Raw genomic sequence first — 18,999 nt, 5'->3', positions numbered from 1 at the left:
GAGGGTCAGCGAATTGCGGCCGAGCGCCTTGTTGACCGTCACGTTGAGCGTGGGCGTGACGCGCTCGTCGGAGCGCTTGCCCGACAGGATCGTGCCGGCCGAGCGCGCGACGTTGCTGTCGTGCACCTCGTCGAGGATCGCCTGTACCTGGATTCCCTCGGGCGGCGCGCCATAGGCGCTCTGCGCCTGCGCCGCCATCGGACAGACGACCGCGATCGCCGCGACCGTCGCCAATCCATAACCTACGCACCGCCCGGGGGGAGTGTCGACGCGCCCTGCCACATCATTTCTCCTTTGCGGGAACCGCAGCATTCGCCGCCGGCGCGGCCGGGGCGCCAGGCGCGGTCTTCGTCTGGAACTGCTCGTTGATCTTCACCTTCGACTGCGCTTCCTTGATGATCTTGCCGAATTGCTCGCGGACCATGTTCTGGGTGCGCTGGGTGGTGAGGATCTGGCTCGCGATCTGGTTCGCCTGATCGCCCGAAATCGGCTGCGCCTGACGCTCGCGGATTCGCGCGACCATCACCGCATTGCCGTTCGGCAGAACGAACACGTCGTCGATCTTCAGGTTGGAAATCTGCTTCGCCGCATCGGGGGGGATGGTGAGCGAATCGATCACCGCGGCGCCGCGGCGATATTGCACCTTGTTCTTGTCGAGCAGCGCGATGATCTCGTCCATCGTCTTGAGCGGCCCCATCTGCTGCACGATCTCCGGCTTGACCGAGCCGACGATCAACTGGTCGACCGAGATCAGCTGGCGCTGGGCGAAGGCCTGCGGATTGTCGCGCACATAAGCCGCGGCCTCGTCGGGCGAGACCTTCGGCAGCGTCGAGCGGACATTCTCCTCGAGCAGCTGGATCAGCGTCAGGTCGCGCGCCTTCTGCAGCGTGATCGCCGCGGTCGGGGTCTTGTCCAGCCCGCGCGCGACGGCTGCGTCGGCGAGGATCTTGCGGTTGACGATCGACTGCAGCGCCGCCGGCTGCGCGCGCGCACTGGCCTGCGGATCGGACGCGAGCGGCCCGAGCTCGAGCCGGACCTCGGAAGTGGTGATCTCCTTGCCGTCGACGGTCGCCGCGACCTGCCCGGTCGGCGCCGCGCCACCGCTGCCGCCCTTGCCGCACGCCGTGAGCGCGACACAGGCGAAAAGGATCGAAATTGTGCCGCTTTTCTTCATCATCTTCTTAGCATCCCCCCTGAAGGATAAGAATGAACAACGGTTTATAGGCGCAATCCCGCACTGATGATAGCGCGTCAACCTTACTGCTTAATGAAGTTTTTGCCTTGTTTCGGGATCCTAGGACGACGCTCACCCGAAATCATGCCCTTTCCGTCCCGAAATCGTAAATTCCGTGAAGCACGCCGTTCAGCGTGTCGCGGTAACGTGCGAGAATCGTGTCGCGCCGGAAAGGCAAAGTGCCGCCATTTTGCTGCCATTCGGCCAGCGCCTGTTTGCGCGGGCCGCTCTCGGTGATCAGCAGATCGAGCGCGCGCGCGATCGACGCCGGATCGCGCGCATCGGCGGCCAGCGCGAACGGACAGTCGTCGAAATAGCCGTCGATCGCGGCGCCGCGCGGATAGACGATCGGGCATCCCGCGAGCAGCGCCTCGATGAACACCAGCCCGAACGATTCACGGCGCGAGGGCAAAGCGAAGGCGGTGCAGCCGTTCATCCATTGCTGCAGCGACGCCGGATCGAGCGCGCCGATGCGCCGGGCCTGGGCACCCGCCGGGCGCAACGCCGCGTCGACCGCCGCCTCGCTGCCGGCATCGCCCCCGCCGGCGACCTCCAGCGCCACCTCGGGGTGCGCCGGCTGCAGCGCGGCGACGGCGTGCGCCAGCGTCGCGACATTCTTGTTGCGCCAGTGCATCAGGTGGAACGCGCTGCCGACGCGCGGCGGTGTCGCGCGCGGCGCGATCACCGTTTCGCTCGCCGGGATGCACGGCAGGTCGACGACCGGGGTGGCGCGCGCGCCGAACCTCGCCTCGCACCAGCGCGCGATCCACGGCGCGAACGCGATCACCGTCGCCGCTTCGTGCCAGATGCGCCGGTAACGCCGCGCGAGATCGGGGCGCGCGGTGATGATCTTCTGGTCGGTATTGCCTTGCAAGGTGACGAGGAACGGCACCCCCAGCCGCTGCGCCAGCCGCTGCGCGGCGAGCGCCTCGACGCTTAATTTGTGCGCGTGGATCGCGGCGACCGGCTCGCCGCGTGCCTTCAACTCGGCGAGGATCGTATCGGCGACCCGCCGCATCGCGGTGGCGAGTGCGACCCCGCGGCTCGGCGCGGCATAGCGCCAGCTTGCGATGCGGCCGTCGTCGGCAACCTTCTCTACCGCGCCGGGGCGCAGCCAGCCGCGCGCGCCGCCGCTGCGGTTGAGCGAGATCACGCGATGGGTGAAATCGCCCGCGGTCCCGTCCACCAACGAGGCGATAACGCGCGTCTTGGCCGGCTGGATCGCATCCGGATAATCCGCGCTGAGATGCAGGATCAGTGGCATCGCGCCCCCCTCGGCGACATGCTCCCGTCGCGCATTTCGCGCGGCACCGGTCCGCTCCCACGCCCGGCCCCCCGCAAGCGTATCCTGATGGGAGGCGGGGTGGGGGAGCGGGCCGGCGCGGCCGTGTCGGAACAGGCGCTTAATAACCTGCCAGCCAATCGCGTCGTTGCCCCCAGATCTGGAGCAGCCGCGCGCGCGCCTCGGGCTCGCGCGTGGTGACCGCGCCCAGCCGGCGGGCGAGCCCCCACATCCACAATTGCGCGACGCCCAGCGGCACCAGCGGCTTCGCCCAGTGATCGCGCACCAGCGTCGCCTTGGCACGCATCACCGCGACGGTCTTGTCGGCGCGCTTGGCGGTCGACGCGCCGACGAGATGCATGATCTCGGCATCGGGGGTGATCATCGGGCGATAGCCCAATGCGCGCGCGCGCAGGCACAGATCGGCATCCTCGCCGTACATGAAATAGCGCCGGTTGAACCCGCCGAGCCGCCGCCACAGTTCGGTCGAGGTCAGCAGGAAGCAGCCGACGACGATATCCACCTCGCGCACGCTGTCGCGCTGCCACCCGCCCATCGCCTCCGGGTTGAACAGGGTCGAGCGCGGGAAGGCGCGGGCGAGTCCGCTGGTCTGGGTGAACAGGCTCCACGGGGTGATGCGCTGCCAGCAAGACGCCTGGTTGAGCGATCCGTCGGGAAACACCGTGCGGCCGCCGACGATCCCCGCTTTGGGATTGGCCTTGGCGAAGGCGAGGAGATTGGCGATCGCGCCGGGATGCGTCTCGGTATCGGGGTTGAGCAGGCACAGCCACGGCGTCGTCACGGTTTCGGCAACGAGGTTGTTGGCGGCGGCGAAGCCGATATTTTCCGGGTGCGCGATCGTCTCGATCTCGGGGAAGGCGGCGGCGACCGCGGCGGCGCTGCCGTCCGACGAGGCGTTGTCGAACACCACCACCCGCATCGCGACGTCGCCGGCATTGGCCAGCAATGTCTCCACCGCGCGCACCGTCAGATCGCGGGTGTTGTAGCTGACGATGATCACCGTCACTTCGGGCGAAGCGCCGCTGGTGCGAGCGGGTTCTTGGGACTGCGCCGCATTCATGCCTTAGCGTTAGCCGCCCGATACGCCGCGCGTCGAGGAGTTTTCCAAACGATCCGGCGTCATTCCGGCACATGCCATGTGATCCGGCGCCGGGGGACGGCTCGATTCGCGCCGCATGCTCGGCTAGCACGGCCTCCCTTGCCAGCGGAGACTGCCCTTGCCGAACGCCGACGCCCCCCGCCAGCCGCTCATCTGCCTCGCGGCGTCGGGCGGCGGCCATGTCCGGCAGATCCTCGACCTGAAGCCGGTGTGGGAGAAATATCCGCACTTCTTCGTCACCGAGGATACCGCGCTGGGGCGCTCGATCGCCGCCGAGGAGGATACCGCCTTCGTCCCGCATTTCGCGCTTGGCCAGGCCAAGCTGGGGCGGCCGTGGCAGATGATCGCGGAGGCGTGGCGGAGCATCTTCACCTCGTGGCAGATCATTGCGCGGCGCCGGCCCGATCTGTTCATCACCACCGGCGCCGGATCGCAATTGTTCGTCATGCTGTTCGCGCGGCTGCGCGGCGCGCGGGTGATCCTGATCGATTCGTTCGCACGCTTCACCCGCCCGTCCGCCTTTGCGCGGCTCGCCGGCTGGCTGGCGCATGTCCGCATCGCGCAATCGGCGGAAAGCGGGCGGCAATGGCGCGGCGCTTTGGTGTTCGATCCGTTCCGGTCGCTCGATACGCCGCCGCCGGCAAAGGCGCCGCTGCTGTTCGCGACGGTCGGCGCCACCTTGCCGTTCGAGCGGCTGGTGCGGCTGGTGGAGGAGGCGCAGGCGGCGGGGGAGATCCCCGAGCGGATCGTGCTCCAGCGCGGGGTCGGCGGGCATGTGCCGGCGGGGCTCGATTCGGTCGAGACGATCCCGTTCCAGGAGGTGCAGCAATTGCTCGACCAGGCCGATATCGTCGTATGCCACGGCGGCACCGGCTCGCTGATCACCGCGTTGCGCGCGCATTGCCGGGTGATCGCGGTGCCGCGGCTGTTCGCGCTGGGCGAGCATTATGACGATCATCAGGCCGAAATCACCGCCGCCTTCGCCGAGCGCGGGCTGATCGAGGTGGTCGGCGCGGACGAGCCGCTCGGCCCGGCGCTGGCGCGCGCGCGGGCGCGCCAGCCGGTCGCGGCGACGACAGATCCATCCGAATTGATCGCTTTTCTCGACGGCGAAGCGGCCAGGCTCGCCGCGCGCAAGGCGCGATGATCCGGAATGACGGAAAGAATAGTGGTATAAAGGGCCAGGAAAACAGGCACGCAGTGCTGCGACTTGCGTTGACGCCGTTAACGAGCCATTTCCTCTCCCGGGGCTAAGGCGTGTTGAATTTGCTGCAACACGCTGGACGGGTGTCCCAATGCTGATTGCCGTTTCGTGAATCCAGAGGTGCTAGATGGAAACCCCGTTCGATTGGCTGACGCTCATGGTCTTCACCGGCCTGGTCGTCCTGCTGCTGCAGCGGTCGGCGGCGGAAAATCCGGTCGACAAATTGTGGCAATATGCGCCGCCGGCGATCGGCTGCGCGGTGGTCAATTATCTCGGCAACGAAGGATATGTCGTGGTCGCGATCGCCGGGCTGGTCGCGGTGATCGCCTATATTTATTACGTCCTTCGGCCGAAGATCAGCTTCTGATCGGATCCGCCGGGCGCGTCGCGCCTTTTTCGTACGCGGCGTGCTTGGCCGCAGCCCCGTCTCAGCCAATCCAGGACGCGTTATGATCTGGACCCGCATCGTGAATTTCCTGCTCGGCCGCCGGCCGGCCCCACCGCCCGAGCGCGTGGCGCTCGTCGTGCCGGCGCACGCCGGCCCGCTGATTCGGCGGGCGTCCGAGCTGCCTGAAGATGCGCACGCCGCGCCGCTGCCGCGTTTCCGCAGCAGCGCCGCCGATGCCAGCCGCCCCGCGCGCAGCGATCGCCAGCTCGATCAGCGCCGGCAGAAGCTGCAGCGCGCCTTTACCCCGTCGCAGCCGGTGCGCGACGAGCGGCGCTTCGCCGGGCGCAAGGAGACGTTGGTCTCGCTGATCCGCGCGGTGGAGGAACAGAATCTCCACGCGGTGATCTTCGGCGATCGCGGCATGGGCAAGACCTCGATGCTGCACGTCTTTTCGCGGCTGGCGCGCGAGGCGCGTTATATCGTGCGCTACACCTCGTGCAGCGAGACATCCGAATTCGATCCGATCTTCCGCGCGATCACCGCGGATATCCCGCTGCTCTACCACGCCGATTTCGATCCCACGTCCGAGGAGGCGGAACGCGGCGGCACGCTCGCCGATCTGCTGCCCGAACAGACGCTGACCCCGGTGCGGATCAGCGAAAGCCTCGCGCGGCTTTCGGGCACGCGGGTGCTGATCATGCTCGACGAATTCGATCGCGTGCAGTCGATCGATTTCAAGCGCTCGATCGCCGAGCTGATCAAGAATCTGTCGGATCAGTCGATCCCGGTGCAGATCGTGATCGCCGGGGTCGCCGGCAACCTCAACGAACTGCTCGAGCATATCCCCTCGATCCGCCGCAACGTGGCGGGGATCCCGGTGACCGGGATGGCCGACGACGAGGTGCGCGAGCTGATCCATATGGGCGAGGGCGCCAGCGATCTGACCTTCACCGACGAGGCGCGCGACGATGTCGTCAACGCGGCGCAGGGTTCGCCCTATGTCGCGGGTCTCGTCGCGCAATATGCCGCGAGCGATGCGCTCGATCGCGATTCGACCGAGGTCGAGACGCGCGACGTCCACAGCGGGATCACGCGCGCGCTGGGCGAGGTGAAGGTGCGGATGGGGCCGGCGAGCCAGTTGCACCTCAGGGTGCTGCTTGCCGACGTGCCCCCCGAGGCGGTGGCGCCGCTGGCGCAGGAAGGGCTGCGCAACTTCGGCATGGTCCACGGCGGCAGCCCGAGCGACACGAAGCGCGCGATGGTGATCGCGCGCGCGGTCGAAGCCGGGGTGCTGGCGGCGGATCAATCGCACGGCGGCCGCGATTTCCGCTTCACCGACGACAGCGTCGCGCTCTATCTGTGGCTCGCGGCTTGCCTTGTGTGATTCGACGGGACTGATCACAGAGCGGACCGCGCCGCCCCACGACCGGTTCAGATTTCGAGGTCCCGCGCATGTCCGTCGATGTGGTTTCCCCTCCTAGGGCCGATTCCGGCGCGAGCGCGGGCGTTCCCCAGCTTTCGATCATCTCGCCCGCCTATAACGAGCGCGCCAATATCCGTCCGCTGGTCGCGGCGGTGGCGGCGGCGATGGGGGGGACGCGTTGGGAGCTGATCGTCGTCGACGATGACAGCCCCGACGGGACCGCGGAGGAAGTGTTCGCGATCGCGGGCGAGGGGTATCCGGTGCGCTGCATCCGGCGCATCGGGCGCCGCGGGCTCGCCTCCGCGGTGGTCGAGGGCGCGCTGGCGGCCAATGCCGCGGTGATCGCGGTGATCGATGCCGATCTCCAGCATGACGAAAAGCTGCTGCCCGCGATGCTCGCGCTGATCGCCGCGGGCGACAGCGATCTGGTCGTCGGCAGCCGGCATGTCGACGGCGGCGGGGTGGGCGACTGGTCGAAGGACCGGCAGGCGATGAGCAGCTTCGCCACCTGGTGTGCCAATCTCGCGCTCGGCACCGGGATCAGCGATCCGATGAGCGGCTTCTTCGCGATCCGCCGCGACGTGTTCCACGCCAGCGTCCACGATTTGTCGCAGCAGGGCTATAAGATCCTGCTCGATATCATCAGCTCCGCGCCGCACGCGCTTCGGATCACCGAAATCCCCTATGTCTTCCGCAACCGCGTGGAGGGGGAGAGCAAGGTCGATCTGATGATCATGCTCGAATTCCTCTTCCTGCTGATCGAGAAGGTGACCCGCGGGCTGATCCCGCCGCGCTTCGTGCTGTTCTCGGCGGTCGGCGGTATCGGGCTGGTCGCGCATGTCGCGGTGCTGCAGGCGCTGAAATCGTTCGGCAGCACCTTCCTCGTCGCGCAGACCGCCGCCACCGCGGTGGCGATGACGCTCAACTATGTCATCAACAATTCGGTCACCTATCGTTCGCAGCGGCTGCGCGGTCGCCGCTTCGTGATCGGCTATTTCATCTTCTGTCTCGTCTGCTCGATCGGCACGCTGGCCAATATCGGGGTCGCCGATCTCGTGCTCGCCGACGAGGGCAATTGGGCGCTCGCCGGGGTGGCCGGCGCGCTGATGAGCGCGGTGTTCAACTTCGGCGTCGCCACCCAGTTCGTCTGGTCGCAACGCCGCCGCCCGCGCCGGCCGAGGGTGAGGCGGTCGCCCGTCGCTCAATAAGCCTGCGGGTGGACGATCACCCGGATCGTGTTGAAGATGATCGAGATGTCGCGCGACAGCCGCCAGCCGTCGATATATTCGAGATCGGCCTGCAGACGCTTTTCGAGATCCGATTGCTCGTGGGTCGCGCCGCGATAGCCGCGGATCTGCGCCAGCCCGGTGATCCCCGGCTTCAACGTGTGGCGCAGCCAGTATTTCTGCGTCACTTCCCAGAACAATTTGTCGCCGGCGAGCGAGCCCAGAGCGTGCGGGCGCGGGCCGACGATGCTCATGTCGCCCTTGAGCACGTTGAACAGCTGCGGCAGCTCGTCGATGCTGGTGCGGCGGATGATCCGGCCGACGCGGGTGATGCGATCGTCGTCGCGGGTCGCCGAGCGATTGCCCGAAAAATCGCTGCTCTGCGCCTTCATGCTGCGGAATTTCAGGATCTTGAATGGCTTGTTGTCGCGGCCGAGGCGGGTCTGGGCGAACAGCACCGGACCGCGGCTTTCGAGCTTGATCGCGATCGCGACGAGCACCAGCAGCGGCGCGACGAACAGGACCGCGCCGCCCGCCAGCGTCAGATCCATCACACGCTTCTTGATCCGCGCGCCGAGCGACATCGGCCCGCGCGCGACGACGATCGTATCGTGCCCGTGATAACGCCCGATGCCGATCGCGCCGAGCGGGGTTTCGCCCTCCAGCAGCATCTCCGCGGTGACGCTATAGGCCTTCATCAGCAGCGCCCATTGGTGGCGCCGCTCCTCGGTGGTGGAGACGATGACGCGGTCGAACGGTCCGACCAGCGCGGCGAGCCGCGCCAGCATTTGCGGATCGTTGAGATCGGGCTGGAACCCGGCGGCTTCCGCGTCGAAAACGTGATAGGCGCCCGGCCGCGGCGGCACCCCGTCGATGATCAGCAATTCGCCGATCAGCCCGCCCGGCACCGGGCTGACGAAACACATCGCGAAGATCAGCCGCCCCATCGCGATGAACGCCATGCTGCTGACGATCGACACGCCGAACGCGGCGCGCGACACGAGCGGCCCGGCATATTGGAAGAACAGGAGCAGCGCGACCGCGCTGGTCGCCATGACGAAGGCCCCCAGCGCGCGGCGCAGCGATTCGGACAATCGTTCGAGCGCGATGCGCGAGATCGCGCCGTTGCGCGAGGCGAACAGCAGGTGAAGCGGCAGGATCAGCCAGCCGAGCTCGATCCCGTTGGGCGCCAGCCAGCGCCAGTCGCGGATCGCGCGGCCGACCGAGAAGCCGGCGCGGATCGCGGCGATGTCGCACAGGCACAGCCCGAGGAAGAGCAGCCCGCGGACCTTGCCCTTGTCGAGGCGGATCGCGGGCGGGTTGCCGGCGACAGGCGATTCGGCGGTCGCGGTCGTCGTCGTCACGCCCTTCAACTCCACTTCCTTCCGCGGAACATCGAACACGTCCGCAACGCCACTGGCCGCCGACGAATTTCGATCTCCCCGGATCCCTGAATCCGATACGACGCGCGGTCGCACAATATCCTCCCGTCTAGCGGGCAATAGTTGACGGCTAGTTTGCCGCCATAATGAGGGCTTCGCCAGCCCCCACATTCGTTTCGCTTTGGGACGTGCGACGGACGCGATGCCCGGCGCGACGATTCGTGCCGCATAAGGGGCTGGCGTCGCCTGTCCCCCCGTGACTATCACCATTTATGCGCCGGCCGATCGTGTTCATCGCCGCAATCGCGGCCCTGGCCCTCGTGGCGATAATCGCGATCGGCGTGCGCAACGGCCGCGCTGATCCGGTGCGGCGCACCGCCGCGATCGCGCTGCCCGATTGGCCGCGCGGCGCCGCGCCGGTGCGCGTCATGCTGTTGAGTGACCTGCATTACGGCAATTGGAGCACCGATCGCGCGCGGCTCGAACGCGTGGTGGCGCAAGTCGCGGCGGCGCGGCCCGATCTGGTGCTGATCGCCGGCGATCTGCTCGCCGGCTACGGCCGGGACGATGCGCCGGCGCGCGCGCAAGAGGTCGCCGCGGCGCTGGGCCGTCTCGCGCCGCCGCTGGGGACGTTCGTGGTGTTCGGCAATCACGATGCGGAGGTCGGCGACGTGCTGCGCCATGCGTTGGCCAAGGCGGGAATCCACGCGACCGAGAATGTCGCGGTCCGCGCCGGGCCGCTCGGGCTCGGCCTGTCGGGCGATACCGCAGCGGGGACGGCGCGGCTCGGCCCGGTGTTCGTCGGGCTCGACCGGCTCGCACGCCGCGCCCCGCTCGCGCGGGTCTATCTCACCCACGCGCCGAGCCTCGTGCAATTCCTCCCGGCGGATCACGCACTGCTGCTCGCCGGGCACACGCATTGCGGGCAGATCGTGCTGCCGATCGTCGGGCCGTTGATCAACGTCTCGCGGGTGGACGGCAATCGCTACCGCTGCGGGCTGATCCGCGACGGCGGGCGCATCGTGGTGGTTTCCGCCGGGATCGGGACCAGCAATGTCCCGCTGCGCTTCGGCGCGCCGCCCGACATGTGGCTGCTGACGCTGGGCCCCGCCGCTACCCGATAAGCAACCCCGCCAGCGCGGCCGACATCAGGTTGGCGAGGCTGCCGGCGAACAAGGCGCGGAGGCCGAGCCGCGCGATCGTCGGGCGCTGGTTGGGGGCGAGGCTGCCGGTCACCGCCATCTGGATCGCGATCGACGAGAAATTGGCGAACCCGCAAAGCGCAAAGGTGACGATCGCCACCGTCCGCTGGCTCAACTGCGCCTGCTGCTCGCCGAGCGAGATATAGGCGACGAATTCGTTGAGCACGATCTTCTGCCCGAACAATCCGCCCGCGATCCCCGCCTCGTGCCACGGCACGTTGAGGAGGTACATGACCGGCGCGAAGACATAGCCGAGCAGCCCCTGGAAGCTCAGTTCGGGATAGCCGAACCACGCGCCGATGCCGCCGAGAATGCCGTTGGCGAGCGCGACGAGCGCGACGAACGCCAGCACCATCGCCCCCACCGCCACCGCCAGCCGCACGCCGGTCTGCGCGCCCTGTGCCGCGGCCATGATGATATTGGCGGGCTTTTCCTCGTCATGCGTCGCCTGCGGCATCGGCTCGCCGGGCGTGCCCTCGGGGAGCAGCGCCGCCGGCCCCTTGCCGCTGATCCGCGCCTCGGCGAGCGCGATCTGGCGATCTTCCTCGCTCATGTCGCCGAGCGGCAGTTCCCCCTCGGCGGGCTCGTGGCGATCGGGCATGATGATCTTGGCCATCAGGATCCCGCCCGGCGCGGCCATGAACGAGGCGGCGAGCAGATAGTCGATCTTGATCCCCATCGAGGCATAAGCCGCGAGGATCGTCCCCGCGACCCCCGCCATCCCGCTGGTCATCACGGTGAACAGCTGCGCGGGGGTGAGCGCGGCGAGATAGGGGCGGATCACCAACGGGGATTCGGATTGGCCGACGAAGATATTGGCCGCGGCGCACAGGCTTTCGACCTTGCTCACCCCGATCACCTTCTCGATCGCGCCGCCGATCCAGCGCACGATGAGCTGCATGATCCCGAGATAATAAAGGATCGAGACCAGCGCGGCGAAGAAGATGATCACCGGCAGCGCCTGGATCGCGAAATTCTTGCCCAGCGGGTCGCTGGCGAGCTTGCCGAACAGGAAGGATGTGCCGGCATTGGCATAGGACAGGAGGTTCGCCACCCCGCCCGACAGGAAGGCGAGTATATGGCGCCCGGCGGGCACATAGAGCACCAGCACCGCGATCCCCGCCTGGAGCGCGAACGCCGCGCCGACGACGCGCGGCCGGATCGCGCGGCGATCGGTCGACAAGGCCAGCGCGATCAACAGGATCACGGCGATACCGGCGATGCCGATGAGGAAACGTTGCATGGATACCCGCGTTGTTGTGAGCGACGCGGCCCCCCGCGTGACCCCCCACCTTTACACGGCCGTCACCAGCCCGCCAGCCTTTTGCGCCGAGATATTTACCGCCGGTTCAGACGAACAATTCGGCGAGGAAATCCTGCATCGCCTTCCAGCTGCGCCGGTCGGCGCGCGGCTCATAAGCGAGGCCGGGGTTCGTGCTGACGCCTTTCAGCTCGATATCGGTGAAGGCATGGCCGGCATTGCCATAAGCGTGGATCTGCCAGTCGGCGCCGCTTTCGGTCAGCTCGCGGCCGAGCGCGACCATCGCGTCGGGCGGAGCGATCGGGTCTTCCCAGCCGTGGCAGACGAGCAATTTGGCGGCGATCGGCGCGACATTGGCATAGTCCGGCCGGTCGTAGACGCCGTGGAAGCTCACCCCGCCGAGGAAATCGAGCCCGGCGCGCGCCATATCGAGCACGCATTTGCCGCCGAAGCAGAAGCCGACCGCCGCCGTCTTGGCGGCGTCGACGTGCCCGAAGCCCTTGAGCGTATCGAGCGACGCGGCGAGCCGGTCGCGCAACAGCGCGCGGTCGGCGTTGAGCTCGTTCATATATTCGGCGACGTTGTCCGACGCGCGGGTCTTGCGCCGGCCCTGGCCGAACACGTCGCAGGCGAAGCCGACATAGCCGAGCTTGGCGAGATTCTCGGCGTGGACATTGTCGGCCTCCTTCTGGCCGAGCACGTTGGGGACGACGAGCACCCCGGGGCGCGGGGTCTCCACCTCGTCCTCATAGGCGATGACGCCTTCGAACGGGCCGCCGGGGCCGTCATAAACCAGAGTCTGCCTGACGATCGCCATGATGATGCCGCTCCACAGTTCGAAGGTTGCCGGACGTTCATAACGCGCTACAGACCGGCGGCATCCATCGCAAGGAGTGCCAATGCCCCGCCTCGTCCTGATCCGCCACGGCCAGTCGGCGTGGAACCTCGAAAACCGCTTCACCGGCTGGTGGGATGTCGACGTGACCGAAAAGGGCGCCGCCGAGGCGCGCGCCGCGGGCGAGCTGATGGCTGCCAAGGGCCTCGATTTCGACATGACCTTCACCTCGCTCCAGACGCGCGCGATCAAGACGCTCAATCTGGCGCTCGAGGCGATGGGGCGGCTGTGGCTGCCGACCGAGAAGAACTGGCGGCTCAACGAGCGGCATTATGGCGGGCTCACCGGGCTCGACAAGGCCGAGACCGCGGCCAAGCATGGCGACGAACAGGTGCATATCTGGCGCCGCAGCTTCGACGTGCCGCCGCCGCCGCTCGAAGCGGGCAGCGCGTTCGATCTGAGCGGTGACCGCCGCTACGCCGGGATCGCGGTGCCCGCGACCGAGAGCCTCAAGGATACGATCGCGCGCGTGCTGCCCTATTGGGAGGAGCGGATCGCCCCGGCGCTCAGGCGCGGCGAACGCGTGCTGATCTCCGCCCACGGCAATTCGCTGCGCGCCTTGGTCAAGCATCTCAGCAACATTCCAGACGACGAAATCACCGGGCTGGAAATCCCCACCGGGCAGCCGATCGTCTATGAGCTGGACGACGCGCTCAACGCGACCGATCGCTATTATCTCAGCGAGCGTTGATCATGGCGCGGGCCGCCCGGCAGTGGTGGTGGGCGGCCCTCGCAGCGACGATCGCGGCGCCCGCCGCTGCGCATAAGCGAAGCGATGCGCAGGCGATGACCGCCGCGGTCAGGGCCGGGGTGCATCGCGCCGCGGCCGATGCCGACAATGCCGAGCTGGCGCGCGTGCTTGTCGCGATGGCGGCGGTGCCGCGCGACGCCTTCGTGCCGCCGGCGCTGCGCAAACAGGCATTCGCCGACCGCTCGCTCGAGATCGGCGACGGACAGACGATCTCCGCGCCCTCGGTCGTCGCGGTGATGACCGCCGCCGCGCAATTGCCGCCGCACGCCAATGTGCTCGATGTCGGCACCGGCTCGGGCTATCAGGCTGCGGTGCTGGCGCGGCTCGCCGATCGCGTCGCCTCGGTCGAGATCGTTCCCGATCTCGCCGCTGCGGCGCGCGAGCGGCTGGCCAGGCTGGGCTATGCCAATGTCGAGGTGCGCGCCGGCGACGGCTATGCCGGCTGGCCCGAACACGCGCCGTTCGACGCGATCATCGTCGCGGCGGGGAGCGACAAGGTGCCCGCGCCGCTGCTCGACCAGCTCAAGGTCGGCGGGCGGCTGGTGATGCCGGTCGGCGCGACCTGGGCGAGCGAGCAATTGCTCGTCGTGACCAAGACCGCGCCGGGCAAGACAATGCGCTGCTCGCTCGGCTGGACGATGTTCGTGCCGCTGACCGGCGCGGGCGCGCGCGACGAGCGGGTGCGCGGCGGGGTGTTCGACACTTCGATCCCCAATTGCTTTTCCGCGCCGGTGATCGCGCCGATGTTCGTATCGGCGAAGGACGAGCCAAGCGAAGAATGACCCGTTCGCCCTGAGCCTGTCGAAGGGCGGCCCCAACTCTCGGGCGACAGGACGCCCTCCGACAAGCTCAGGGCGAACGGTGGAGAGGTATGATGTGCCGCAAATAATTGCAGGCATTGCCTCGCCGCGTGCGGGCCGCTAACCGCCCACAATGGCGCACGTCGGCATCATCATGGGTTCGACCTCCGACTGGGAGACGATGCGGCACGCCGCGGACGTGCTCGACGCGTTGGGCGTCGCGCATGAAACCCGCGTCGTTTCCGCGCATCGCACCCCGCAGCGGCTTTACGATTACGCCACCGGGGCGGCCGATCGCGGCATCCGGGTGATCATCGCCGGCGCGGGCGGCGCGGCACATCTTCCCGGCATGGCGGCGTCGATGACGCATCTGCCGGTGCTCGGGGTGCCGGTCGAATCCAAGGCGTTGAAGGGCATGGATAGCCTGCTGTCGATCGTCCAGATGCCCGGCGGCGTGCCGGTCGGCACGCTCGCGATCGGCAAGGCCGGCGCGACCAATGCCGGGCTGTTCGCCGCCTCGATCCTCGCGCTGGCCGATCCGGCGCTGGCGGAAAGGCTCAAGGCGTGGCGGCAGGCGCAGACCGACAGCGTGGCAGACGCGCCGCAATGACTTTGCTGCCCCCCGGATCGACGATCGGCATCCTCGGCGGCGGGCAGCTCGGCCGGATGCTCGCCTCGGCCGCGGCCGAGCTCGGCTATCGCACGCATGTCCTCGCGCCCGATCGCGAAAGCGTCGCGGCGCAGACCGCCTCGGCGATGACCCGCGCCGATTACCACAATCATGTCGTGCTCGCCGATTTCGCGGCGCAATGCGACGTCGTGACCTACGAATTCGAGAATATCGCGGTCGAGCCGGTCGAATGGCTTGCGGCGCGCGTGCCGGTGCATCCGACCCCGGCGTCGCTGAGCGCGGGGCAGGATCGCATCGCCGAGAAGAGCTTCGTCGCCGAGCTCGGCGGGCGACCGGCGCGCTGGGCGGCGGTCGACAGCCGCGAGAGCCTCGATGCCGCGATCGCCACGATCGGCACCCCGGCGGTGCTCAAGACGACGCGGATGGGTTATGACGGCAAGGGACAGGCGCGGCTCCTGTCGCCGGCCGATGCCGACGCGGCCTGGGCGGCGATCGGCGGCCCGGCGGTGCTCGAGGCGTTCGTCGAGTTCAGCCACGAATTCTCGATCGTGCTGGTGCGCGGGCACGACGGCGCGATGGTGAGCTATCCGCCGCCGTGGAACGTGCATGAGGACGGCATCCTTGCGCGCTCGACCTTGCCCGCGCCGGCCGAGATCGCCGCGCAGTGGACCGAGGCGGCGGCGCTGACCGGGCGGATCGCCGAGACGCTCGGGCATGTCGGCGTGCTGACCGCGGAATATTTCGCCACCGCGGACGGGCCGGTGTTCAACGAAATGGCGCCGCGCGTCCACAATTCGGGGCATTGGACGATCGAGGGCGCGGTCACCTCGCAATTCGAGAACCATATCCGCGCGATCTGCGGGCTGCCGCTCGGCGACACCGCGCTGACCGCGCCGGCGATCGAGATGGAGAACCTGATCGGCGATGCGTGGGAGCGCTGGCCGGCGGTGCTCGCCGAGCCCGATGCGCATCTCCACCTCTACGGCAAGCGCGAGGCGCGGCCGGGGCGCAAGATGGGGCATGTCACGCGGCTGAAGCGGTGAATTGACCGGCACCCCCGCGCAAGCCGGGATGACGGGAATGAAAACGGCCGCCCCGGCATCCCGGCGCGGCCGTTCGTTTGTCGGGTGCCTCGCGCTCAGGCGGTACGCGTGCCGTTCATCGGGAAGCTGCCGAACGCGCCCGCACCGACCGAGCCGGTCACGGTGTCGCCGTCGATCGTCGCCTTCATGTCGAGCGTCATCGGCATCGGCACGGTCATCTGCTGCTTCCAGGTCAGCGTATTGCCGTCGACCTCGCCCGCGATATCGGCCGAGCCCATCGCGCCGGCGGCGGTGCCGGTGAAGGTCGCGCCCTCGCTCTTGATCGTCAGCGTCGTCTTCTGGTCGCCGAGCGGCGATTTCACGGTAACCTCGTAAGTGCCATCAACGGCCATTGTTGCTCTCCTCGTTCGCGCCCGCGATGGACGCAGCGGTGATGACCTCGACCGGCAGGCCGAGCGAGTCAAGCTGCGGCCGCACCGTCTTGGCGTCGCCCACCACCACCCAGACGAAGCGCGCCGGATCGATTACCCTTTGTGCCGTAGCGTTAAGTTCGTCGCGGGTCAGCGCGCGATATTTTTGCGTGATCGTGGCGTAATAATCGTCGGGGCGGCGGAACAGATCGTTCATCTGCATCGCGGCGAGCACCGCGGCCGAGGTCTCGAAATTCCCCGCGAGCGAGCGAGTCGCCCCGGCGATCGCGCGATCGAATTCCACCTGGGTCATCGGCCTGGTGGTGACGAAGGCCGAGATCTGGTCGCGCAGCGCGGCGATCGACGCCCCGGTCTTGTCCGCCTGCACCGGGGCGCGGACGACATAAGGCGCGGCGAAGGCGTTGCGGGTGAAATTGCCCGAGACGCCATAGGACCAATGCTTGCTCTCGCGCAGGTCCATGTTCAGCCGGCCGAGGAAATCGCCGCCCAGCGCATCGTTGACGGTGATCGCCGGCAACAGATCGTCGGTGCCCTTGAACGCGGTGCGCAACCCGCCCGAGATCAGCGACTGCGGCGAATCCGGGCGATCGACGAGGATCACGCGCGGCGCGGGCAGGCTGCGGTCCTCGCGGAACAGCTTCTCGCCGCCCGTCCCGGTCGCACGCCAGTCGCCGAACGCGCGATCGAGCACGCCCTTCACCTCGGCGAGCGGGCGATCGCTGACGACGAAGATCTTGGCCTTGTCGGGGCGCAGCCACGCGCTGCGGAAATCGAGCAGGTCGCTGCGGGTCAGCCCGGCGACCGCCTTGGCGTCGCCGCTGCCGCGTGCCTTGGCATAGGGATTGCCCGCGCCGTAAAGCACCGGCGGCAGCACCCGTGCGGTAATCCCGCCCGGATCGGTCAGCTCCTGCGCGATCGCCGCGGTGAGCTGGTTCTTGACCCGCGGCAGCTCGCTTTCGGGGAAGGAGGGGGCGCGCGCGATATCGGCCCATAGCCCCACCGCCGGATCGAGATTGGCACTCGGGGCGCGGAAGCTCAACGTGGTGCGGTCCGCCGAGGAGCTGGTGTAGATATCGAGCCCGAGCCGCTCCTTCGCCTCGGCGAGCTTGATCGAATCGAGCTTCGCGGTGCCCTCGTCGATCATCGCCAGCGTCAGCGCCTGCGTGCCGAGCTTGTCGGCGACATCGGCGGCGGTGCCTGCGTCGAAGCTCAGCACCCCACGGGTGATCGGCACGGTGGTGCGGTTGGCGTAGATCAGCTCGATCCCGTTGGCGAGCCGTGTGCGCTCGACCCTGGGGAAGCTGAGATCGGCGACCGCGCCCGCGGCGGGGATCGGGCCGCGCGTATTCTTCGGCGGCAGCTCGGGGGCGGGGGCGACCTTGACCGGCGGGGGCACCTTCGCCTCGTCATAAGGCGCGCGTTCGCCGGGGACGACGGTGAGCGTATAGGCCGGGCGTCCGAGCCATTTGCGCGCCGCGTCGCGGACGCTTTGCGGGGTCTGCGCGGCGAGTTCGGCGAGCTGCTTCTTGTAGAAGCCGGGATCGCCCGAATAGAGCTCGCCCTCCGCCAGCGCGACCGCCTTGCCGCCGAACCCGCCGACCGATTCGAGCCCGCCGATGCGCTGCGAGACGCTGGTGGTCAGCACGCGCTGCACCTCGTCGGCGGTCGGGCCGTTCCTGGCGAGGTCCGCGACGATCTCGTCGAGCCGCTTCGACACCAGCGCCGGATCGACCCCGGGGCGGACGATCGCATTGACCGTGAACATCCCGACCTGCGCGAAATCGTCCGAATCCGCGCCGACCTCGACCGCGAGCTTCTCCTCCTTGACGAGGATGTTCTGGAGCCGCGAGCTCGCCAGCCCGCCGAGCACCGACGCCGCGACATCGAGCGGCACCGAATCGGCGTCGTTGAGCCCCGGGATCGCCCAGGCCTTGAGCACCAAGGGCGCGGCGACGCGATCCTTCATCACCTCGCTCTTGGCGGCGGCGAGCGTCGGGATGTCGACCTTGGGCAGCACGCTTTTCGGGCCCGCGGGGATCGCGCCGAAATATTTCTCGACCAACGGCCGGGCGGTGGCGACGTCGATGTCGCCGGCGAGCACCAGCACCGCATTGTTCGGGCCGTAATGATCCCGGAACCAGCCCTTCACATCGGCAAGGCTCGCCGCATCGAGATCGGCCATCGAGCCGATCGTGGTATGGCCATAGGGGTTGTCGGGCGGGAACAGCCCCTCGGTCAATTTGTAGCGGATCAGGCCATAGGGGCGGTTGTCGCCCTGGCGCTTCTCGTTCTGGACGACGCCGCGCTGCTCGTCGAGCGTCGCCTGGGTGATCGCGCCGGTCAGCCACCCCATCCGGTCGCTTTCGAGGAACAAGGCGCGGTCGAGCGCGGCGCGGGGGACCGTCTCGAAATAATTGGTGCGATCGAAATAGGTCGTGCCGTTGAAATCGGTCGCGCCGACCTGTTTGAGCGGCTCGAAGAAATCACCCGGCGCATTCTCGCTGCCGTTGAACATCAGATGTTCGAACAGATGCGCGAACCCGGTCTTGCCCTTGGGCTCGTGCTTCGACCCGACGTCATACCACACGCTCACCGCGACCACGGGGGCCTTGCGATCGGTGTGGACCACCACGCGCAGCCCGTTCTTCAACCTGAACTGCTGATAGGGGATGTCGATCGCGCGGACGAGCTCGGCAACGGGGGCGGGCTTGGCGGCCTGGGCGAAG

General features: G+C 68.1%; 18 protein-coding genes. 9 read left to right on the top strand and 9 right to left on the bottom strand.

All coding sequences use genetic code 11. The annotated features are described in order from the left end of the window. The 4 genes from BGN95_RS27060 to BGN95_RS27045 all read right to left on the bottom strand — a co-directional run. Window positions 1-282, bottom strand: a 282-nt coding sequence (locus BGN95_RS27060) for a hypothetical protein (RefSeq protein ID WP_502688364.1), incomplete at its 3' end; no start/stop codon positions are given. 1 nt (window position 283) lies between these two features. Next, window positions 284-1,177 carry a peptidyl-prolyl cis-trans isomerase gene (locus tag BGN95_RS27055; RefSeq protein ID WP_265270123.1) on the bottom strand — a complete coding sequence of 298 codons (894 nt, stop codon included), beginning with the start codon at window positions 1,175-1,177 and terminating at the stop codon, window positions 284-286. Window positions 1,178-1,316: 139 nt separating this feature from the next. Next, window positions 1,317-2,498: a glycosyltransferase family 4 protein gene (locus BGN95_RS27050; RefSeq protein WP_286774622.1), complete on the bottom strand. Its 1,182-nt coding sequence runs from the start codon at window positions 2,496-2,498 to the stop codon at window positions 1,317-1,319. Window positions 2,499-2,637: 139 nt separating this feature from the next. Then, window positions 2,638-3,597: a glycosyltransferase family 2 protein gene (locus tag BGN95_RS27045; protein WP_265270121.1), complete on the bottom strand. Its 960-nt coding sequence runs from the start codon at window positions 3,595-3,597 to the stop codon at window positions 2,638-2,640. 157 nt (window positions 3,598-3,754) lie between these two features. Here BGN95_RS27045 and welK point away from each other — a divergent pair, with 157 nt between their 5' ends. The 4 genes from welK to BGN95_RS27025 all read left to right on the top strand — a co-directional run bounded on the left by welK (window position 3,755) and on the right by BGN95_RS27025 (window position 7,859). Then, window positions 3,755-4,783: a beta-1,4-glucuronosyltransferase WelK gene (gene welK, locus BGN95_RS27040; RefSeq protein ID WP_265314375.1), complete on the top strand. Its 1,029-nt coding sequence runs from the start codon at window positions 3,755-3,757 to the stop codon at window positions 4,781-4,783. A 184-nt stretch (window positions 4,784-4,967) separates the two neighbouring features. Then, window positions 4,968-5,207: an XrtV sorting system accessory protein gene (locus tag BGN95_RS27035; RefSeq protein WP_179513274.1), complete on the top strand. Its 240-nt coding sequence runs from the start codon at window positions 4,968-4,970 to the stop codon at window positions 5,205-5,207. Between the two features lie 82 nt (window positions 5,208-5,289). Then, window positions 5,290-6,612: an ATP-binding protein gene (locus BGN95_RS27030; protein WP_179513275.1), complete on the top strand. Its 1,323-nt coding sequence runs from the start codon at window positions 5,290-5,292 to the stop codon at window positions 6,610-6,612. A 68-nt stretch (window positions 6,613-6,680) separates the two neighbouring features. After that, window positions 6,681-7,859, top strand: coding sequence for a glycosyltransferase (locus BGN95_RS27025; RefSeq protein ID WP_265314377.1), 1,179 nt, complete (start codon window positions 6,681-6,683; stop codon window positions 7,857-7,859). Here the strand turns inward: BGN95_RS27025 and BGN95_RS27020 are convergent. After that, window positions 7,853-9,280 carry a sugar transferase gene (locus BGN95_RS27020; RefSeq protein ID WP_286774621.1) on the bottom strand — a complete coding sequence of 476 codons (1,428 nt, stop codon included), beginning with the start codon at window positions 9,278-9,280 and terminating at the stop codon, window positions 7,853-7,855. The genes BGN95_RS27025 and BGN95_RS27020 overlap by 7 nt on opposite strands. A gap of 251 nt (window positions 9,281-9,531) precedes the next feature. Between BGN95_RS27020 and BGN95_RS27015 the strand changes: the two genes are divergently transcribed. Continuing rightward, window positions 9,532-10,383: a metallophosphoesterase gene (locus tag BGN95_RS27015; RefSeq protein WP_265270117.1), complete on the top strand. Its 852-nt coding sequence runs from the start codon at window positions 9,532-9,534 to the stop codon at window positions 10,381-10,383. On the opposite strand, the gene BGN95_RS27010 is transcribed toward BGN95_RS27015, so the two are convergent. Together BGN95_RS27010 and BGN95_RS27005 are read right to left on the bottom strand one after the other, a co-directional pair. Further along, window positions 10,373-11,704 (bottom strand): NupC/NupG family nucleoside CNT transporter, encoded by a 1,332-nt coding sequence (locus BGN95_RS27010; RefSeq protein WP_265314379.1) that lies wholly within the window; start codon window positions 11,702-11,704, stop codon window positions 10,373-10,375. The genes BGN95_RS27015 and BGN95_RS27010 overlap by 11 nt on opposite strands. Before the next feature lie 106 nt (window positions 11,705-11,810). Continuing rightward, the gene (locus BGN95_RS27005) at window positions 11,811-12,539 is read right to left on the bottom strand and encodes a dienelactone hydrolase family protein (protein ID WP_179513279.1); all 729 of its coding nucleotides are present in this window, start codon (window positions 12,537-12,539) and stop codon (window positions 11,811-11,813) included. 82 nt (window positions 12,540-12,621) lie between these two features. Between BGN95_RS27005 and gpmA the strand changes: the two genes are divergently transcribed. The 4 genes from gpmA to BGN95_RS26985 all read left to right on the top strand — a co-directional run bounded on the left by gpmA (window position 12,622) and on the right by BGN95_RS26985 (window position 15,842). Continuing rightward, complete coding sequence (gpmA, locus tag BGN95_RS27000) at window positions 12,622-13,308, top strand: 2,3-diphosphoglycerate-dependent phosphoglycerate mutase (RefSeq protein ID WP_265270114.1); 687 nt, start codon at window positions 12,622-12,624, stop codon at window positions 13,306-13,308. 2 nt (window positions 13,309-13,310) lie between these two features. After that, window positions 13,311-14,150, top strand: coding sequence for a protein-L-isoaspartate(D-aspartate) O-methyltransferase (locus BGN95_RS26995; RefSeq protein WP_286774620.1), 840 nt, complete (start codon window positions 13,311-13,313; stop codon window positions 14,148-14,150). A 151-nt stretch (window positions 14,151-14,301) separates the two neighbouring features. Next, window positions 14,302-14,778 (top strand): 5-(carboxyamino)imidazole ribonucleotide mutase, encoded by a 477-nt coding sequence (gene purE, locus BGN95_RS26990; protein WP_286774619.1) that lies wholly within the window; start codon window positions 14,302-14,304, stop codon window positions 14,776-14,778. Further along, window positions 14,775-15,842: a 5-(carboxyamino)imidazole ribonucleotide synthase gene (locus BGN95_RS26985; RefSeq protein ID WP_265314383.1), complete on the top strand. Its 1,068-nt coding sequence runs from the start codon at window positions 14,775-14,777 to the stop codon at window positions 15,840-15,842. The genes purE and BGN95_RS26985 overlap by 4 nt, the downstream gene beginning before the upstream one ends. Before the next feature lie 95 nt (window positions 15,843-15,937). On the opposite strand, the gene BGN95_RS26980 is transcribed toward BGN95_RS26985, so the two are convergent. Both BGN95_RS26980 and BGN95_RS26975 read right to left on the bottom strand, forming a co-directional pair. Continuing rightward, window positions 15,938-16,234 (bottom strand): polymer-forming cytoskeletal protein, encoded by a 297-nt coding sequence (locus BGN95_RS26980; protein WP_179513283.1) that lies wholly within the window; start codon window positions 16,232-16,234, stop codon window positions 15,938-15,940. Further along, window positions 16,224-18,999 (bottom strand): M16 family metallopeptidase (locus BGN95_RS26975; RefSeq protein ID WP_286774618.1); only part of this gene is annotated, 2,776 nt, incomplete at its 5' end. The genes BGN95_RS26975 and BGN95_RS26980, both read right to left, overlap by 11 nt.

It is taken from the genome of Sphingomonas sp. 66-10 (assembly GCF_001897045.1).
GTDB classification, from domain to species: Bacteria; Pseudomonadota; Alphaproteobacteria; order Sphingomonadales; family Sphingomonadaceae; genus Sphingomonas; species Sphingomonas lycopersici.
Note: the sequence above shows the minus strand (reverse complement) of the source record. Positions and strands in the feature narration are given on the sequence as shown.